The 15777-nt window shown below is 67.5% G+C and carries 20 protein-coding genes and 2 tRNA genes; 11 read left to right on the top strand and 11 right to left on the bottom strand.

Going from position 1 to position 15777, the window contains the following annotated elements:
• Positions 1 to 139 precede the first annotated feature (139 nt).
• Complete coding sequence (locus QMO76_RS26395; protein ID WP_306364019.1) at positions 140 to 361, bottom strand: hypothetical protein; 222 nt, start codon at positions 359 to 361, stop codon at positions 140 to 142.
• A gap of 509 nt (positions 362 to 870) precedes the next feature.
• Here QMO76_RS26395 and QMO76_RS26390 point away from each other — a divergent pair.
• Both QMO76_RS26390 and QMO76_RS26385 read left to right on the top strand, forming a co-directional pair.
• Positions 871 to 1281 (top strand): DUF5994 family protein, encoded by a 411-nt coding sequence (locus QMO76_RS26390; RefSeq protein ID WP_306364018.1) that lies wholly within the window; start codon positions 871 to 873, stop codon positions 1279 to 1281.
• Complete coding sequence (locus tag QMO76_RS26385) at positions 1278 to 1727, top strand: DUF5994 family protein (RefSeq protein WP_306364017.1); 450 nt, start codon at positions 1278 to 1280, stop codon at positions 1725 to 1727. The genes QMO76_RS26390 and QMO76_RS26385 overlap by 4 nt, the downstream gene beginning before the upstream one ends.
• 45 nt (positions 1728 to 1772) lie before the next feature.
• On the opposite strand, the gene QMO76_RS26380 is transcribed toward QMO76_RS26385, so the two are convergent.
• A complete protein-coding gene (locus tag QMO76_RS26380) occupies positions 1773 to 2318 on the bottom strand; it encodes a sigma factor (RefSeq protein ID WP_306364016.1) in 546 nt (181 codons plus the stop codon).
• 236 nt (positions 2319 to 2554) lie between these two features.
• Here QMO76_RS26380 and QMO76_RS26375 point away from each other — a divergent pair, with 236 nt between their 5' ends.
• The 3 genes from QMO76_RS26375 (at position 2555) to QMO76_RS26365 (ending at position 4152) form a co-directional block, all read left to right on the top strand.
• Complete coding sequence (locus QMO76_RS26375) at positions 2555 to 2710, top strand: DUF6131 family protein (RefSeq protein WP_306364015.1); 156 nt, start codon at positions 2555 to 2557, stop codon at positions 2708 to 2710.
• Between the two features lie 98 nt (positions 2711 to 2808).
• On the top strand, positions 2809 to 3504 hold the full coding sequence (locus QMO76_RS26370) for a TetR/AcrR family transcriptional regulator C-terminal domain-containing protein (protein WP_306364014.1): 696 nt from the start codon (positions 2809 to 2811) through the stop codon (positions 3502 to 3504).
• A gap of 168 nt (positions 3505 to 3672) precedes the next feature.
• A complete protein-coding gene (locus QMO76_RS26365) occupies positions 3673 to 4152 on the top strand; it encodes a DUF5994 family protein (RefSeq protein ID WP_306364013.1) in 480 nt (159 codons plus the stop codon).
• Here the strand turns inward: QMO76_RS26365 and QMO76_RS26360 are convergent.
• Positions 4112 to 4849 (bottom strand): TetR/AcrR family transcriptional regulator C-terminal domain-containing protein, encoded by a 738-nt coding sequence (locus QMO76_RS26360; RefSeq protein WP_306364012.1) that lies wholly within the window; start codon positions 4847 to 4849, stop codon positions 4112 to 4114. The two genes, QMO76_RS26365 and QMO76_RS26360, sit on opposite strands and share 41 nt — an antisense overlap.
• A gap of 127 nt (positions 4850 to 4976) precedes the next feature.
• On the bottom strand, positions 4977 to 5429 hold the full coding sequence (locus tag QMO76_RS26355) for a DUF5994 family protein (protein WP_306364011.1): 453 nt from the start codon (positions 5427 to 5429) through the stop codon (positions 4977 to 4979).
• A 381-nt stretch (positions 5430 to 5810) separates the two neighbouring features.
• Here QMO76_RS26355 and QMO76_RS26350 point away from each other — a divergent pair, with 381 nt between their 5' ends.
• Entirely contained in the window at positions 5811 to 5984 is a 174-nt protein-coding gene (locus QMO76_RS26350) for a hypothetical protein (protein ID WP_306364010.1), read from the top strand.
• Positions 5985 to 6064: 80 nt separating this feature from the next.
• Positions 6065 to 7306, top strand: coding sequence for an acyl-CoA desaturase (locus tag QMO76_RS26345; protein ID WP_306364009.1), 1242 nt, complete (start codon positions 6065 to 6067; stop codon positions 7304 to 7306).
• A gap of 107 nt (positions 7307 to 7413) precedes the next feature.
• On the opposite strand, the gene QMO76_RS26340 is transcribed toward QMO76_RS26345, so the two are convergent.
• Genes QMO76_RS26340 through QMO76_RS26320 form a run of 5 tightly spaced genes read right to left on the bottom strand, consistent with a single transcriptional unit; the run spans position 7414 to position 11996 of the window.
• Positions 7414 to 8121, bottom strand: a complete 708-nt coding sequence (locus tag QMO76_RS26340) for an HAD family phosphatase (RefSeq protein ID WP_306364111.1) — start codon at positions 8119 to 8121, stop codon at positions 7414 to 7416.
• Positions 8118 to 9164 (bottom strand): ABC transporter ATP-binding protein, encoded by a 1047-nt coding sequence (locus QMO76_RS26335; RefSeq protein ID WP_306364008.1) that lies wholly within the window; start codon positions 9162 to 9164, stop codon positions 8118 to 8120. The genes QMO76_RS26340 and QMO76_RS26335 overlap by 4 nt, the downstream gene beginning before the upstream one ends.
• Positions 9161 to 9973 carry an ABC transporter permease gene (locus tag QMO76_RS26330; protein WP_306364007.1) on the bottom strand — a complete coding sequence of 271 codons (813 nt, stop codon included), beginning with the start codon at positions 9971 to 9973 and terminating at the stop codon, positions 9161 to 9163. The genes QMO76_RS26335 and QMO76_RS26330 overlap by 4 nt, the downstream gene beginning before the upstream one ends.
• Entirely contained in the window at positions 9961 to 10851 is an 891-nt protein-coding gene (locus QMO76_RS26325; RefSeq protein ID WP_306364006.1) for an ABC transporter permease subunit, read from the bottom strand. Before QMO76_RS26325 ends, QMO76_RS26330 begins: the two co-directional genes overlap by 13 nt.
• A complete protein-coding gene (locus QMO76_RS26320; protein ID WP_306364005.1) occupies positions 10851 to 11996 on the bottom strand; it encodes an ABC transporter substrate-binding protein in 1146 nt (381 codons plus the stop codon). The genes QMO76_RS26325 and QMO76_RS26320 overlap by 1 nt, the downstream gene beginning before the upstream one ends.
• Positions 11997 to 12208: 212 nt before the next feature.
• On the opposite strand from QMO76_RS26320, the gene QMO76_RS26315 reads away from it, so the two are divergent.
• Together QMO76_RS26315 and QMO76_RS26310 are read left to right on the top strand one after the other, a co-directional pair.
• Positions 12209 to 12949 carry a GntR family transcriptional regulator gene (locus tag QMO76_RS26315; protein WP_306364004.1) on the top strand — a complete coding sequence of 247 codons (741 nt, stop codon included), beginning with the start codon at positions 12209 to 12211 and terminating at the stop codon, positions 12947 to 12949.
• A 223-nt stretch (positions 12950 to 13172) separates the two neighbouring features.
• The gene (locus tag QMO76_RS26310) at positions 13173 to 14093 is read left to right on the top strand and encodes a helix-turn-helix transcriptional regulator (protein ID WP_306364003.1); all 921 of its coding nucleotides are present in this window, start codon (positions 13173 to 13175) and stop codon (positions 14091 to 14093) included.
• 93 nt (positions 14094 to 14186) lie between these two features.
• Here QMO76_RS26310 and QMO76_RS26305 read toward each other — a convergent pair whose 3' ends face one another.
• A complete protein-coding gene (locus QMO76_RS26305; RefSeq protein WP_306357853.1) occupies positions 14187 to 14408 on the bottom strand; it encodes a DUF397 domain-containing protein in 222 nt (73 codons plus the stop codon).
• 462 nt (positions 14409 to 14870) lie between these two features.
• On the opposite strand from QMO76_RS26305, the gene QMO76_RS26300 reads away from it, so the two are divergent.
• Both QMO76_RS26300 and QMO76_RS26295 read left to right on the top strand, forming a co-directional pair.
• Positions 14871 to 14945: transfer RNA gene (locus tag QMO76_RS26300), tRNA-Leu, on the top strand.
• A gap of 68 nt (positions 14946 to 15013) precedes the next feature.
• Positions 15014 to 15087 (top strand) — tRNA-Arg (locus QMO76_RS26295).
• A gap of 33 nt (positions 15088 to 15120) precedes the next feature.
• Here QMO76_RS26295 and QMO76_RS26290 read toward each other — a convergent pair.
• The gene (locus tag QMO76_RS26290; protein ID WP_306364002.1) at positions 15121 to 15543 is read right to left on the bottom strand and encodes a hypothetical protein; all 423 of its coding nucleotides are present in this window, start codon (positions 15541 to 15543) and stop codon (positions 15121 to 15123) included.
• Between the last annotated feature and the right edge of the window lie 234 nt (positions 15544 to 15777).

Genomic DNA, 15777 nt, shown 5'->3' with positions numbered 1-15777 from the left:
CGGCGATCGCCTCACGACGACCCGGCCGTCGTGGGTGCCAGGCGGGTTGCCTCACCGCCCAGCCTAGTGCCAGGAACACCGTTTCCGAGGGCAGGCCCCGAGACGGTTCGGAATCGAGAGGGCGCGGGCGGGGCCACCATCATGGGTGCCCGTTGGCGGGGACCCACTCGCCCATCGTCCAATCGTGCCCATCCCAGCGCAGCCGGTTGGCCCAACGCAGACGGGCGCCCTGTGCACGGTCGCGCCTGAACTCGGTGCCCGCAAGATAATCCGCGACCAGATACCAGCCCTCAGCGACATGTTCGGGTGCGGCGAGCCGGCCGCACAGACCGGTGGCGGCCAGATCCAGATCAGCGGCCACCACTACTCCCGCCGACTCCCGACCGCGGCGCCCGCCGTTCACCGGCACCGCCTGGACCGCCCAACCGGGCCCGGGTCCGAAACCACGGCCGGCTATCGCCGATCCGCCGGGATCCGACCTGCCGACGTAATTCATGGGTGACCCCTTACGCACGAGTGACGATCTGGAAGCCGCCGGGGTCTGGAGCGGACCACACCGGATCGGTCGCCATCGCACACCGGGCGACGGGACCACCGGTTCGTGGATGGCCTCAGTGTAGTCCCGATCGCCGATACCGTGGGAAAACGCTGAACCACAACCAATTTCAAGCCGACCGGTCGCGGCGTCACTTGACGGACAAATGACGGACAACCACATGAGCCCTGTCACCCTCCGGGAAGCCGGGCATGCGGCCACCATGCGAGTAGGCTCGACAGTATCCGGAGACACGACGCGCGTCGGCCGACAGCGGCCGCGCCGTCCGCGAATTCGACAATCTGGCCGTTCACCGGCCATGACAGGAGCGTCTGATGACGCCACGATCGAGCAGTACCCATCCGGAACGGTTGAGCCTACGACCCGACTCCGCGTCGAGCGGATACCTCGACGCGGTCTGGTGGCCGCGGTCGAGTGATATCACCACCGAACTCCCGCATCTGATCACCGCACTCCGGCCACGAACCGGATCGGTGTGGCGCACGGTCTTCGACCCGCGCGCCTGGGCTCCAGCCGAACGGAATCTCCTGCTGGACAACCGCACCATACGGCTGGACCCCTACCCCTTCGAGCTGTTCGGCACGATCTACCTGTGCGGAGTCGACGGCACGGTGATCGTCGTGCAGACCATTCCCGCTGATGCCGACGCGCCCATCGCACGAGCCATGCTCGCGACGACCGGCCACGCGTTCGGATCGGACCCGAATTCGGAGCCCTTGTCATGAACCACCTCTCCTGGGAACGACCCATCACCAATCACTCCGAGATGTCCGACGCGACGACGTCCTCGCGCGAGCGGCAGCCCTTCCCGGCCCCGACTCGAACCCCCCGGCTGCGCCTGCGTGACCGGGACGCCGCCCCGGCACCGATCGATGGGGCCTGGTGGCCGTGGACGCCGAACCTCACCACGGAACTGCACGACCTCATCAGCGCCCTCACTCCGCGCCTGGGCCCCCTCGCCCGGATCGGATTCGCCTGGAACACGATCAGCCTCGCGCAGCGACACATCGATCGCGACGATGACGTGCACACCCACGGCCCAGAACCCGATCAGCCGCCCGACATCATGGAGGCTGTCGCAACCGACGGCACCCAGATGACCCTGTTGATCATCCCCTCCGACACCGAGCCGCACCGCGCCGGCGAGCGGATGCGGCAAGTACTGGCATAACCGAATACTGGCATAACACGGTGCGGTTTCCGTTGGAGCTCGACATCATTCGGAAGCGGAGCCGTTGCCGGAGCATCCACGTCGGGCGTTGTGAACGACCAGGGCCCGGGTCACCTCGACCCGGTCTCCACCGACTTCGGCAGCGATCTCTCCGGCGGTGGGCATCCGCCCCAGCCGACGGCACAGCGCATCGATGGCGGGGCCGATCGGCGGGCGGATCCGCGCGAGCCACCGCGGTATCCACACCGCCCCCTCGTAGTCCCGGGAATTCCGGCGGACCTCGCCCGTGATCGTGGGCACCGCGAAGGACAGGAACGACGATCCGCCGCCGGGATCGAATCGATCGACAGCCAGCACGACCGCCGCCCGGGCGTGAGGCAACAGGGCGTCCGTGTTCGCGCCGCCGACGGCGAACCTGCCGGCGATATGTTCGGCCAACGGCTGGTATCGCTCGATCAGCTCATCGCGAACGGCTCGTCGGCCCTCGTCGTGGGAAGTCCATCCAGCGGGTCGGACGAACGGTGGACCGAAATCGTCGCTCCCACCGAGTGGATGTGATGCTGTGAAGATCGGGGCCGACTGGTCGTTCATCGGTTTGCCTCGAATTCAGCCGAAGTCGACGGGACGGATGTTCCCGTTACGGAGGAACCGGCCACTTCAGTGAACGCCGCGCCGACCGAATAGTCAACGATGTAGAGCTACAGTCTTCGCGACCGATGGAGCTCAATCACGTAGACCTACAACGTTGACACCGGGGGCGGGGCGGAGTCTACTGGAGGGGTGCCGGCCGAGTCCGGCACCATATGCCCGAAATCAGGTATCCACGCATGATCGTTCTCGGCGCACTCCTCCTCGGAGTCGGATTCGTCGTCGACAACATCGTTTTCGATGTCGTCGGCGTGCTGATCCTCGCTCTCGGAGCCGGACTCCTGCTCGCGGGTCGCCGTGGGCATACCGTCGGCGGTCGACGCCACTACTACTGAGCGGACACCCGGCCATCGCGCACCGCGCGTTGAACGCGGGGCTCCGATTGGGCTGCGCAAGCCTAGCGATGCCCAGAACTCGGGAAGCGAGGTTGGCAATGAACGGAAAGCGCGACGGCCCGCGCACTCACGACATCCCACTCACCCGCGCCGCCGTGCTCGCGGCAGCGCTCGAGATCATCGACGACCGGGGCGTCGACCAACTGTCCATGCGCCGCTTGGGCGAAGCGCTTGGCCGCGATCCGATGGCCATCTACCGGCACACCTCGAACAAGGCCGCGGTGCTCGATGGTGTCGTCGAGGTCGTACTCGAGCACTTGACCGTCGACACCTCGGATCCGGACTGGTGTCATCAGTTGCGACTGATCGCACGGGATTTCCGCCATACCGCCCTCGCCCATCCCAAGGCGGTTCCGCTACTGGTGACCCGCCCATTGGCCACCCCGCTGGGGCTGCGCCCGATCGGCACCCTGCGGCCGGTGGAGCACATCCTGCGCCTGCTCATCGACGCGGAGTTCTCCGGCGCCGACGCTCTGCACATCTACCGCGCCCTGTTCGGCTTCCTCTACGGCCACGTCCTCACCGAGCTGCAGGAGCTCGTGGAACGCCCGGAGGAGTCGACCGATCTGCTGCGCCTGGGCCTGCACCGCCTGCCGATCGGCGAGTTCCCACTGCTGCGCGGCCTCGCCTCCGACCTGACCACCTACGACGGCGCGGCAGAGCTCGAACACGGCCTCGACATCCTGCTCACCGGCCTCACCACCACCCTGTCGCCACCGTGCGCCGAATCGTGACCGCCCGCTGACGGAAAGCAACCCGGAAGCTCCACCGATGACGAATCCGCAATAGCCGCAAGGTGATTCGCGCCCGTGATGCGAAGGCAACGAGTTCGAGCACAGCGACGAGAAACGTATCCCCAGCGTAGAATGAACGCAGTAGGGGGCAAGAGAGGGGCGTTGACCATGACGTCACAACCAACGCCACAACCGACCGAAAGCACCGCACGTCGACCGCCATCCGCCGGTCGCCCACCGCGACTCGAGTCAGTCCCGCCCGGCGACGGGACCATAGCCGCCAACTGGCGGCCCTACAGCCGCGACCTCACCGCCGAGCTTCCGGAACTGCTCGCAGCACTCACGCCTCGGCTGGGGCCGATTCACCGCGTCGTCTATCACCTCGACGAGTGGGAATCCGCGCCGAGAAAGCTGGACTTCGGCGAACGACGGGTCCGGCTCGACGGCTACCGGCATTCGCCCGCGCACGCCGTCGAGATTCTCGGGGTGGCCATCGACGCGAAGCTCGTCCTTCGGGTCATCTCCACGGTGGACTCGACCGATATGACGGCCGCACAGCAGCGCTGGGACTCCGAAGGCGGCGCGGGCGCGGACCGGGAGGCGACGGTCAGCGCCCGAGACCCGGCAGGGTCGCGGCGAGACCGGTGAGCAGGATGTCGAGGCCGCGTTCCAGTTCCGCGCCGCCGTCGTAGGCGGCAAGTGCCGACGCGAGCCCGCGCACCCGGGGAAACTCCTCGATCGGCAGCCGGTACAGCCCCAGACGCAGCACCTCGTCGGTCTCCTCGGGTCGTTCCACGACCTCCTGCAACTCGTTGAGCACATGCCCGTAGAGGAACCCGAACAACGCTCGGTAGACATGCAACGCGTCCGCACCGGAAAACCCGGCGCGGGTGAGCAATTCGAGGATGTTCTCGAGCGGCCGGACCACCGCGGGCGGGCGCATTCCCAACGGAGTGGCCAGCGGCCGGGTCACCAACAACGGAACCACCCGCGGATGCGCCAGTGCGAGGCCGCGGAAATCTCGTGCGATCCCCCGCAACTGACCGGCCCAGTCGGTGTCGGTGGGGTCGACGGTCAACCGCGCGAACACGATCTCGGCGACCCCGTCGAGCACGGCCGCCTTGTTGGGCACATGCCGATAGATCACCATCGGGTCCCGTCCGACCGCCTCCGCCAGTCGCCGCATCGACAACGCCTCGACTCCGTCGCGGTCGACGAGTTCGAGCGCCGCGTCCAGCACCACGGCGCGGGTGACCGGCCTGTCGCCGCGAGCGGCGGTACCGGCCGCGCCGGACCGTCGGCGCACGGATCGGGAGTTCTTCCGATCGGCAGGGCGTTCGGTCATCCGAGATGTCCTCCGTTCCCATCGGAATCTCCGATTGGGCAATCGTAGACATACAGCGTTGACATTCCCACGATGACCTACGGCGGCGCGGTGCTGCGCGCCGGGTGACGGACCGCCGGAACGCTGGTCAGTTGATCGACGTCGTGCGTGCGGCCCACCGCCGCACGGCGGCTGCCCGCCGTTTGCGCTCTCGCCGTTTCCGGATGCCGATCTGCAGCAGATCGTCCGGTCGCGCGGCATTGTTCGCGGCGGCCGCCGCCGTCATGGCGGTGTACGCGTCGCCGGGGTCGGTGTCGGGTGGCACGACCAACAGGACGAGTCGCCGATTTCCCGGCCCGGCCACCATCACGGTATGGGCGATGTCGTGATGCCAGTCGAGCCGGACCGCCTGTCCGGATACCACCATTTCACCCGGCGAGGTCGCCCATTCCACGAGGTGATAGCCCACCCGGAGGACGGGGTGCAGGCGCGCCGACAGGCGGGTGAGCAGGCCCGGCAACTCCTCCGCGAGCTTGTCGGTATAGGGCCACCACACTCCGTCGACATAGCCGGTCCTAGGTGCCACGGGCTTCAGCAGCACTCGTGGCGTGGGCGCTCCACGCCGGCGTGGGAAATCGCCAGGCGGGACCGGTCGCTCGGCACGGGGCGGCTTCGGCGTCATGGAGACGCTCCTGTCTCGACCGCGAACGGCCGGGCTTGCTGGAGAATCGCGTGACGAAGCGGTCAGGAGTAGACCGGATGCGATGTGCCACCGATACCCCCGAGAGTACCCCGGCGGGCACCGGTCGCACGTCGGCGACCCGTCCGCGGATCCGCCCGGTGTCCACATTGGATGCCTACGCTGTAGACATACAACGTTCGCGCGCCTACGCTGGCGTTCGAACCGGCATTCGCATCGGTTGATCGGCCACCACTACGGCGGCCCCGGGCGCGATTTGATGGCCGGAGACGGGATATCCCGATGAATGACGAGAACAGGACCGCGTACCGGCTACAGGCGGCGCGAGCGCGGCTGCGCAAGCTGCTCGCCGGAACCGACGACGCCGGTCGCCGACGCGCGGATCACGGCGGCAGGCCCGCCGGTCACGCCGTTCAGCGAACCGTGAACAAGGTGAGAGCGATGCTCCAGCGCTGACCGGCGTCGCACGCCAGGCACCGTCGCCCGGATCGACCGCCGCTCCACGGCGCGAGTCAAGAGATTCGAGGACACGACATATGGCAATCACGAAGGTCGCCGCGTACGCACACCTGAGCCCCGAGGACGTCGAAGCGCTCGGGCGAGAACTCGACGCGATCCGCGAGGACATCCAGGACAGGCGCGGCACGCGGGACGCCGCGTACATCCGCCGGACGATCGCGGCGCAGCGCGTACTCGACGTGGCGGCCCGGCTGATAATCGCCTGCAGCAGAGGAAAGTTCGGCTGGCTGCTCGGAACCACGGCGCTGGCGACGGCGAAGAGCATCGAGAACATGGAGATCGGCCACAATGTGAGCCACGGCCAGTGGGATTGGATGAACGATCCCGAAATCCATTCCAGCACTTGGGAATGGGATATGGCGGGAGTTTCCTCCCAGTGGCGATACTCGCACAACTACCGCCACCACGTGTTCACCAATGTGCTCGGTGCCGACGACGACCTGGGCTTCGGTGTGATGCGGGTGACCCGCGATCAGCCGTGGCGCGTGCGACTCCTGTTGCAGCCGTTGCAAAACCTGTTGCTGGCGGCCACCTTCGAGTGGGGAATCGCCCTGCACGACCTGTATTCCGACCACGATCGCGCGGCGACCGAATCGCAGAAGGCCGCTCAGACACGAGCGCTGATCCGCAAGATCGAGCGGCAGATCGGCAAGGACTACGTACTCTTCCCGGCGCTGAGCGGTCGGCGCTGGCGGCGGACCCTCGCAGCGAACGCCGCCGCCAACACCCTCCGCAATCTGTGGGCCTACCTGGTGATCTTCTGCGGCCATTTCCCGGACGGCGCGGAGAAGTTCACCCCCGCCGTGCTCGACCACGAAACCACATCGGAATGGTATCTGCGGCAGATGCTGGGCACCGCGAACTTCGAGGCCGGTCCGGTGCTGGCATTCCTGAGCGGGCATCTGTCCCACCAGATCGAACACCACCTGTTCCCCGACCTGCCCAGCAACCACTACGCCGAGATCGCGGCGCGGGTCCGCGCCCTGTGCGACAAGTACGACCTGCCCTACACCACCGGACCGCTGGTGCGGCAATATCTGTTGACCCTGCGCACCATCCACAAACTGGCACTCCCGGACCGGATGCTCAGCGCCACCTCCGACGACGCACCCGAAACGGCGTCGGAACGCAAGTTCGACGTGCCCGCGGTGCGAAGCGCCACCCCCGCGGATCGGCACGGATTGCGGACCGCGCAGTCTGCGGCTCGGCACTCTCGACAGCCACTCGTCCGCGTCGTCGACGCGTGGGCCCGCGGATGACGCGAGAGACGCGACGGCACCCATGTGACATTCCCGACCTGCCCGGCAACCACTACGCCGACATCGCGGTGCGGGTCCGCCGCTGTTCCCGGTACCGGTCTCCCGGATCACCGCGGGGATCGCTCCGCGGCAGACTGCCGGAGCGGCACTGTGCCGGCCCCTCCGATCATCTCGCCTCCGATCATCTCGCCGAGAACGGTCACGTCGATCTCCTCCAGGCTCGATCTGACCAGCCGGCGCGGACCCGACGGAATCGGCAGCACGGACGGAACGGCCAGGACGCGACAGCCCGCTGTTTCCGCCGACGCCACGCCGGTAGGCGAATCCTCCACGGCCACACAGAATTCAGCTCGCGCCCGGAGAGCGGCCAGGGCGGTCAGGTACGGATCGGGGTGGGGTTTGTTGCGGGGCGAGTCCTCGGCGGCGACGGTGATGGCGAACCGGTCGGCACCGACGGCGGGCAGCACGTGGGAGACCACCCGGCGCGGCGAGGCGCTGACCAACCCGACCGGGATCTCGACCGCCGCGAGCAGATCGAGCAGGCGCAGCACACCGGGGCGGACCACGACTCCGGAGGCGACCGCCGCACAGAAGGCGTCGTCCAGGCGATCGGCCAGCACCACCGCGGACGACGACGTCCTCGACGCCAGAAATTCGGCGGCGTCCCACACGGACGCGCCCGTGATGTCACCGGCGTCGCCCGGGGCGAGGCGGTAGCCCAGCTCCGCGGCGACCCGTTCCACCGTCTCCCACCAGAGGATTTCGGTGTCGACGAGGGTGCCGTCCATATCGAACAGCACGGCCTCCAGGTTCATGCGCACGCGGTCACCAGCACCGGGCGATCCCGCAGCCGCACCGACGCCGCACCGCCTGCCGCCAGCTCGGCGGCCTCCCGGGTGGCGACGTCGGCCTTGACCAGCGTCCCGTCCGGAAGCGCCAGATTGACCCGGGTGATCGCGCCCAGGAACGAGGTCGACACGACCTTGGCGTCACCGGTGGCGGTCACCAGGACCTCCTCCGGCCGCACCAGAACGTCCACCGCCGGGCCGGCGGGTGAGTCACCGCGCAGATGCAGACGCTGCCCGAGCACTTCGACCTTCTCGCCGACCAGCCGACCCGGGATGCGGCTCATGGTGCCGACGAACTCGGCCACGAAGGAGGTGGCGGGCGAGTCGTACAGCTCGGCCGGTGTCGCGCACTGTTCGATGCGACCGTCCTTCATGACGGCCACCCGGTCCGACATCGACAGCGCCTCTTCTTGATCGTGCGTCACGAAGATGGCGGTGATGCCCAGCGAGAGCTGCAACCGCCGAATCTCGTCGCGCAGCGCCGTGCGCACCTGGGCGTCGAGCGCGGACAGCGGTTCATCCAGCAGCAGCACCCGCGGGCGCAGCGCCAGGGCGCGGGCCAGCGCGATGCGCTGCTGCTGACCGCCCGACAGCTGATGCGGATAGCGGTCGGCCAGCTCGGGCAATCCGACGAGCTCGAGCAGTTCGTCTGCCCGGGTGCGCCTTTCGCGCCCCTTCACCTTGCGCATCCGCAGCCCGAACGCCACATTCTCGCGAGCGGTCAGATTGGGGAACAGGCTGTAGGACTGGAACACCATGCCCGTGTCCCGGCGACTGGCGGGGATACCGGTGATGTCCTTGCCGTCGATGAGCACCGCCCCCGAATCGGGATGCTCGAACCCGGCCACGCAGCGCAATGCGGTGGTCTTACCGCAGCCCGACGGCCCGAGCAGAGCCACCAGTTCGCCCGGCTCGACCTCGAGATCCAGCCCGTCCAACGCGACGGTGCCGTTGAAAACCCGGCGCAGGCCCGCGAATTCGACACGGGCGGGGGTGATCGATGTCGTCATAGGGATTCCTTCCGGCGCGCCCCGGCCGTGGACAGGGCCAGCAGCAGCACCCAGGTGAGCGCCAAACTGAAGATCGAGACGGCGACGGACAGCTGCGGGTCCACGCCGGAACTCCACACGATCCAGACCGGGTAGGTCTGATAGTTGAGCAGCGCCGCGACCGTGTACTCGCCGAGCACCAGCGCCAGGGTGAGGAAGCAGGCCCCGGCCAGCGCCGACCGCAGGTTCGGCAGCAGCACCCGGAAGACGACCTGCGACCAGCTCGCGCCCAGATTGAAGGCGGCCTCCACCAGGGTGCGCAGATCGAGGGTGCGCAGCCCGGCGTCGAGGGCGCGGTACACGAACGGCAGCGCCAGCACCACGTACGCGATCACCAGCACGAACGGGAACGCGGGATCCTGCACCGCGTTGAACGTGGTGTACAGCGGTGTCGCCGACAGCGGCTCCTGCCAGGTCAGCGTCCGCTTGATTCCGGCGACGAAGGTGATCGGCGGTACTACCAGCGGCAGCGTGCACAGCACCTCGAGCACCGGGCGCAGCCGCGGGGCCGAGAGCCGGATCGCGATCATGGCGGGCAGCGTCAGCGCCAGCACGATCACGATCGTCGCCGCGGCCAAGCCGAACGAGAGCGCGAGGCTGGCGCCGATTCCGTCGGCGTCGAGAATCCGGCCGTAGGCGCTCGGATTCCAGCCGCTGTCCGGGCCGTCCCCGGGCACCAGCACGGTGAACAGGAACGCGGCCAGCATGGGCACGCCGAAATACAGCGCACCGAGCGCCAGGATGAGCGGGCGCGCGGTCAGGCGAGCCATCGGCTGCTCCGGCGTTGCAGGGGAAGGTAGATCGCCATCACCACGGCGACCACGAGGATCATGTCGAGGCTCATGGCGAAGGCCACGTTCTCCTGTCCGACCAGGACGTCTCCGCCGAGCGCGGCGGCGATCTTCAGGGTGATCAGCGGGACGGCGCTGCCGGTGCCGAGCATGGCCGCCGCGGTGGCGTGCGCGGCGAACGACGCCCCGAACAGCAGCACACCGCCGCCGAGCAGGGACGGCGTCAGCACCGGAATTCCGACGTGCCGCCAGAACTGCCAGGTGGACGCCCCGCTGTTCTGCGCGGCTTCCCGCCACTGCGGTCGCAGCCCGTCCAACGCGGGGGTAATCGTCAGAATCATCAGCGGAATCGAGAAATAGAGGTAGGCGACGGTCAGGCCGGTGAAGCTGTACAGGCTCCAGCCGCGCTCGGTGAGATCGAAAAGGTCGGTGAGCATTCCGGCATTGCCGAGCGTCGCGACCCAGGCGAAGGCGAGCGGTACGCCGCCGAAGTTGGCGAGCACTCCCGATGCGGTCAGCACCGGTTCCCGCAGCCACGGCGACCGGGACGAGACCACGGCCTGCGCGAGCAGCGTTCCGCAGATCACGCCCAGCACCGCTACCGTCGCGGAGATCTCGATACTGGATCGGAGCGCGTTCAGGTAGGCGTCCTGCAGGGAGGCCGACAGATTCGAGGTGCCGAACGAAACTTGTTTCGTTTCCGGATCTTTCACCCGGAACGCGGCGTGCACGATCGCGCCGAGCGGCAGGCCGAAGGCGAAACCGATGAAGGCGAGCAAGGGTACGGTGGCGAGCCAGCCCCGCTCGCGCCTGCGCGACGCGGTCGGGGTCGGCTCACTGTCGAGTAGCGCTGTCATCAGGAGACGGCTTTGTCCCAGCCCTCGGTCAGCGCGTTCTTGGCCGCGGTCACCTGGTCCGGAGTCGGGAATGTCGGATCACCTTGCACCGCAGGCAGTTTGGCGGCAGCCGCCTGGTCGACGGTGCCGTCCTCGATCATCGCGGGCAGCAGGACCGGACGCGCGTAGCCCTTCAGCCACAGGTTCTGACCCTCGGGGCTGTAGAGGAACTCCTGCCACAGGCGCGCGGCCGCCGGGTGCGGGGCGTGCTTGTTGATGGCCTGCGCGTAGTAGTTGGCGAATTTGGCGTCCGACGGGACCACGACCTTGAAGTCCACGCCCTTGTCCTTGAACTGTTCGGCGTAACCGGCGTTCAGGTAGTCCCAGTCGATGGTGATGGGGGTTTCGCCCTTCTGCACCGTGGCCGGTGTCGCTTCGACCGGATTGAAATTGCCGGACTGCTTCAGCTCGGCGAAGAAGTCGATACCGGGCTGGATGTCGTCGAAGGATCCGCCATTGGCCAGGGCCGCCGCGAAGACGCCGGAGTAGGCCGAGCCGGACTTGGTCGGATTGCCGTTGAGCGCGACCTTGCCTTTGTACTCGGGCTTCAGCAGATCGGCGAACGAGGTCGGGCACACCGCGATACGGGCGGCATCGCAGCCGATCGACACATAGCCGCCGTAGTCGTTGTACCAGTTGCCGTCCGGATCCTTCATGCTCGACGGGATCGAATCCCAGCCGGCGACCTTGTACGGCGCGAACAGGTCTTCCTCGGTGCCCGACAGCGCGTATGGGACGCCGATATCGAGGACGTCGGGCGCGCGGTCCTGGCCCTTGCGGGTCTTGATGGCGTCGATCTCCTCCGAGGAGGAGGCGTCCGGATTCTCGCTCTCGATCTTGATCCCGTACTTGGCCTCGAAGGTCGAGATGACCTCCGCGTAATTGGCCCAGTCGGGCGGCAGCGCGATGACATGCAGCGCACCCTCCGCCTTGGCGGCCTCGATCAGCCCGTCCATACCGCCGAAGTCGGCGGCGGAGGTGGTCGTCGCGGCATCGACACCGGTGGAGGTGACCGTGTCGTTCTCGTTCTTCGCGCCGCAGCCGGCGAGGGCCGCCGTCGCGACGATCAGGCCGGCGGTGAGGCCGGCAATGCGCGTTGCTTTCACGCTGTCTCCCGTGTGGGGGTTGAGGTCAGTGCACAACTTGTCTGAACAAGTACGGCGGAGCCTGCCAGGGATTCACCACCTGCGGGTTAACTGGGAGTGACGGATATGCGAACTTAGCAACAGCTCGAGCGGTCTCGGACGCGCGTCATACGATGATCGACTGAAGCGGCAACGTGACCGAACTGTGCACACTTCAGACCAGAGGAGACCGGATGCCCGCGCGCTATGAGGAGATCGCGGCAACGATCCGCGAGGGCATCATCGGCGGCGTGTACCCCGTCGGTTCGCAACTGGCCTCCGAGTCGGAACTGATGGAGAGCTTCGGAGCCGCACGCGGAACGGTGCGCCGTGCCGTGGAGCTGCTGGCGTCCGAGGGCCTGATCGGGTCGCGCCAGGGTGCGCGGCGCATCGTCCTGCGCAGCGAACGGCGCCAATCGTTCGCGGAACTGCACAGCTTCGCACAATGGGCACAGTTCCACGGCTACCGGATCGCCAGCCGGGTACAGGCCCAGAAGCGCAGGCCCGCCACCGCCGCTGAACGCCAGCAGCTGAAGCTCTCCGCCGACGCCGTTGTGCTGCATGTGCTCCGGCTGCGCTTCCTCGACGATGCGCCGGTGTTGCTGGAGCGCACCGTCTACGCGCCGTTCCTCGCACCCGAGATCGAGAAGCTGCCCGCCGACTGCGTCTCGGTGACCGAGAGTCTGCGCGACAGCGTCGGCACGGTCTTCGCCTACGGCGAGCACCTGCTCGACGCCGTCGGAGCGGGCTCGCAGGACGCCCGCCTGCTCGGAGTCCGGCGCGGCAGCCCGCTGCTGCGCCAGCGCCGCGTCACCACCACCCCCGACGGCACCCCCGCCGAATACTCCGACGACCGCTACCGGCCCGGCAGCGTCACCTTCAGCATCCGCAACTCGGTCGGATCCAATCCGCTGCTGCGGCTCCCGCAGAACTGACCCGCGCATCGGTGCGGGCGGCCGGTCTGTCGAATCCAGCCCGGCACACAGGATCTCGGCCGTATCGACCGCCGGCATGTGCCGTATGTCACATCCGGCCCGGTGGCGTGCCGAAACCCGGCCTCACGCGCCCACAGAGCCGGATCCCCCTGCGCGCGGCGAACTCTCGCCGACCGGCCACGGCTTGACTCGGCTGAATCAAAATGATTCGATTCGAATCATCATGGTTCCACTGAATCACCCGGCGGAGGACGCGACCGCGGCGGCAGCAGCCGCCGCGAATACCGTTGCGCGCCACACGCATCCGCGTCAGCAATTGGGCGCAGAGCTACGCCGGTTGCGGGACCTGGCCGGAGTCTCCGGGCGGGAGCTGGCCAAACAGGTCGGGATCAGTCAGTCGACACTGTCGCGGATCGAGGGCGGGCACGTGGTCCCCCCGCTACCGCAGGTGCTCGACTGGGCCGAGGCGGTCGGGGCGGAACCGGATTGCCGCGAGGCGCTGCGCGCGCTCACCGAGGCGGCGCACTCGCCCGAGGTACGCGAGTGGGCGGCCGCGCTCGCCGACCGCACACATCTACAGGACGACGTCCGGGCATTCGAAGAGGACGCACAGCTGGTGCGCAACTTCCAGCCTTCACTGGTGCCGGGTCTGCTGCAGACCGCCGACTACGCCCGCCGGGTGTTCGCCAATTTCGATCCGCCGTACGCGCCCGATGCCCTCGCGGCCGCGCTGGCCGCACGTTTGGAGCGCCAGCGGGTGCTGTACGACCCCGACAAGCGCTTCGAATTCCTGATCACCGAAGCGGCCCTGCGCTTTCGGCCCGGTCCGCATCGCGTGCTGCTCGCCCAGCTGGACCGGATCATCTCGATCGAAACCCTCGACACGGTCAGCATCGGGGTCATTCCGCAGGATATCGAGGCGAGCACCACGATCCCGCACGGTTTCGTCATCTACGAGAATTCCGACCACGCCGTAGCCGCCGCGGAGCCGATCGCGGGCAGCATGGTCACTCGCGGACCCGACCTCGTCGACGCCCACCGCCGCCACTGGGTGGCGCTGACCCGAATGGCCGTATTCGACTCCGATGCCCGGGAATATCTCGCCGAACTTCGCGCCGAAATACACCGCATCGCAATGAATTGACCTGTTTCCAGCGGCCGCACGAGGGGTCGGCCGCATCTGGGGGTGGGGGGTGGTGGTGCCGCAGCGAATTCGCTGCGGCACCACCGACCGGCGTCAGTCGCCGAAATCGAACTCACCGGCCCGCACTCCCGATGTGAACGCCCGCCACTCGGACCGGGTGAACCACAACGTCGGGCTGCACCGGTCCTTCGAATCACGCAATGCGATCCGGCCGTCGTGGTACGCGACCTCGACACAATCACCGCCACCGTAACTGAAGCTGCTCTTGGCGAACTTCGGGCCGCGACGCTCCCCGCGAATCATATTGCCGTTCATGGCATTCATTCCTTCCCCCGGAGGGTCACTCCCCATGACCCTCGCGTACAACGCTTACGACACCCACACTGATATCCGAACCCCCAGCTGCGCAACTGATTTCGTCCGGACCCGCGCGCTGATACACCGAAACGCTCATGAACGCAAGCTTACGGCCACCCACCGACAAGTTACGGGGGCGTACGAACCCCCGTCGCACGACGTATCGCCAGGTCGGAAAATCGTTTTACCGCCGCACGGTCGCATTGCTACCGTGGTCTCGACACATTCCGACGACAAGGGAAGGCGGCACCGTGACCGAGCCGACGCAGCGTCGCATCGCACGCACCCTCGCCTTCCCCCTGCGCCTGCGCGTAGGCATACGGAGCGTTCCCTAGATCTCACCCGAGATCACCGCGAGGGTCGCTCCAGGACACGCTGCCGGAGCGGCCCTTCTCGCATTCCGTCACTCTCGTATCCCCTTCCCTCGTAGCCCAATTGGCAGGAGGCACCGGATTCAGGATCCGGACAGTGTGAGTTCGAATCTCACCGAGGGAACCCACTCTTCCCGCCCCGCGCAGCTCAGCGCGGAGTGGATGTCAACGACGACATCCGCGCGGGGCCGAGTGTCCGTAGCTCAGCCGGACAGAGCGCCTGCCTACGAAGCAGGAGGCCGGAGGTTCGAATCCTCCCGGGCACACGACCGAAGGACCGGGCCGGCCTGGCGACGGGGTCACACCGTCGCGCGGTGCGGATTGTCGATCACGGTGCGCGCACGGCTCAGGATCGGGGTGGGCTCGAAGGCGTCGGCGGTCCAGGACTCGGAGGCGACGCCGACGCGGCCCCGCCAGGTGCGCATGATGTCGGTGTGCACCGGCCAGCGCACGAACCGGAGCATATCGGCCCGCGACTCCCATACCGAGATGGATCCGCCGCGCAGTTCTCCGGGTCTGCCCCACAACCACAGCCCCACCGCACCCTGCATCACCGGCCAGGTGCGTCCCAGCTCCAGGCCGATCTCGTAGACCTGCCGGACATCCTCCTCGGACGTGGCCAGGAAGTCGGTCACGGCCACGAAGACCGTACCCGGAACATCGTGGCGCGGACCGGGTTTCCACGGCATGAGCACGCCGCCGTCCGCCAATATCTCGTTCATGACCACCTCGGGCTCTCGTCCGCCTCACCCATTTGGTAAGCGTCCAACGATAATATGCACACGCTTACGATCACCGCAAGGCGGGATCGCACGCTTCCCCGGCCGTGCGGCGGATCGCCAGGTAGGCACGGATTGTCATGAGGAAAGGGCGGAAAGGCTCTAGACAACGTTGGGAATACACATTATCGGCAACCGAAAGGTATTCGATACCTTCGGGTATCCATTTCCGCGAGC

Source organism: Nocardia sp. CC227C (assembly GCF_030767025.1).
GTDB lineage: Bacteria > Actinomycetota > Actinomycetes > Mycobacteriales > Mycobacteriaceae > Nocardia.
Note: the sequence above shows the minus strand (reverse complement) of the source record. Positions and strands in the feature narration are given on the sequence as shown.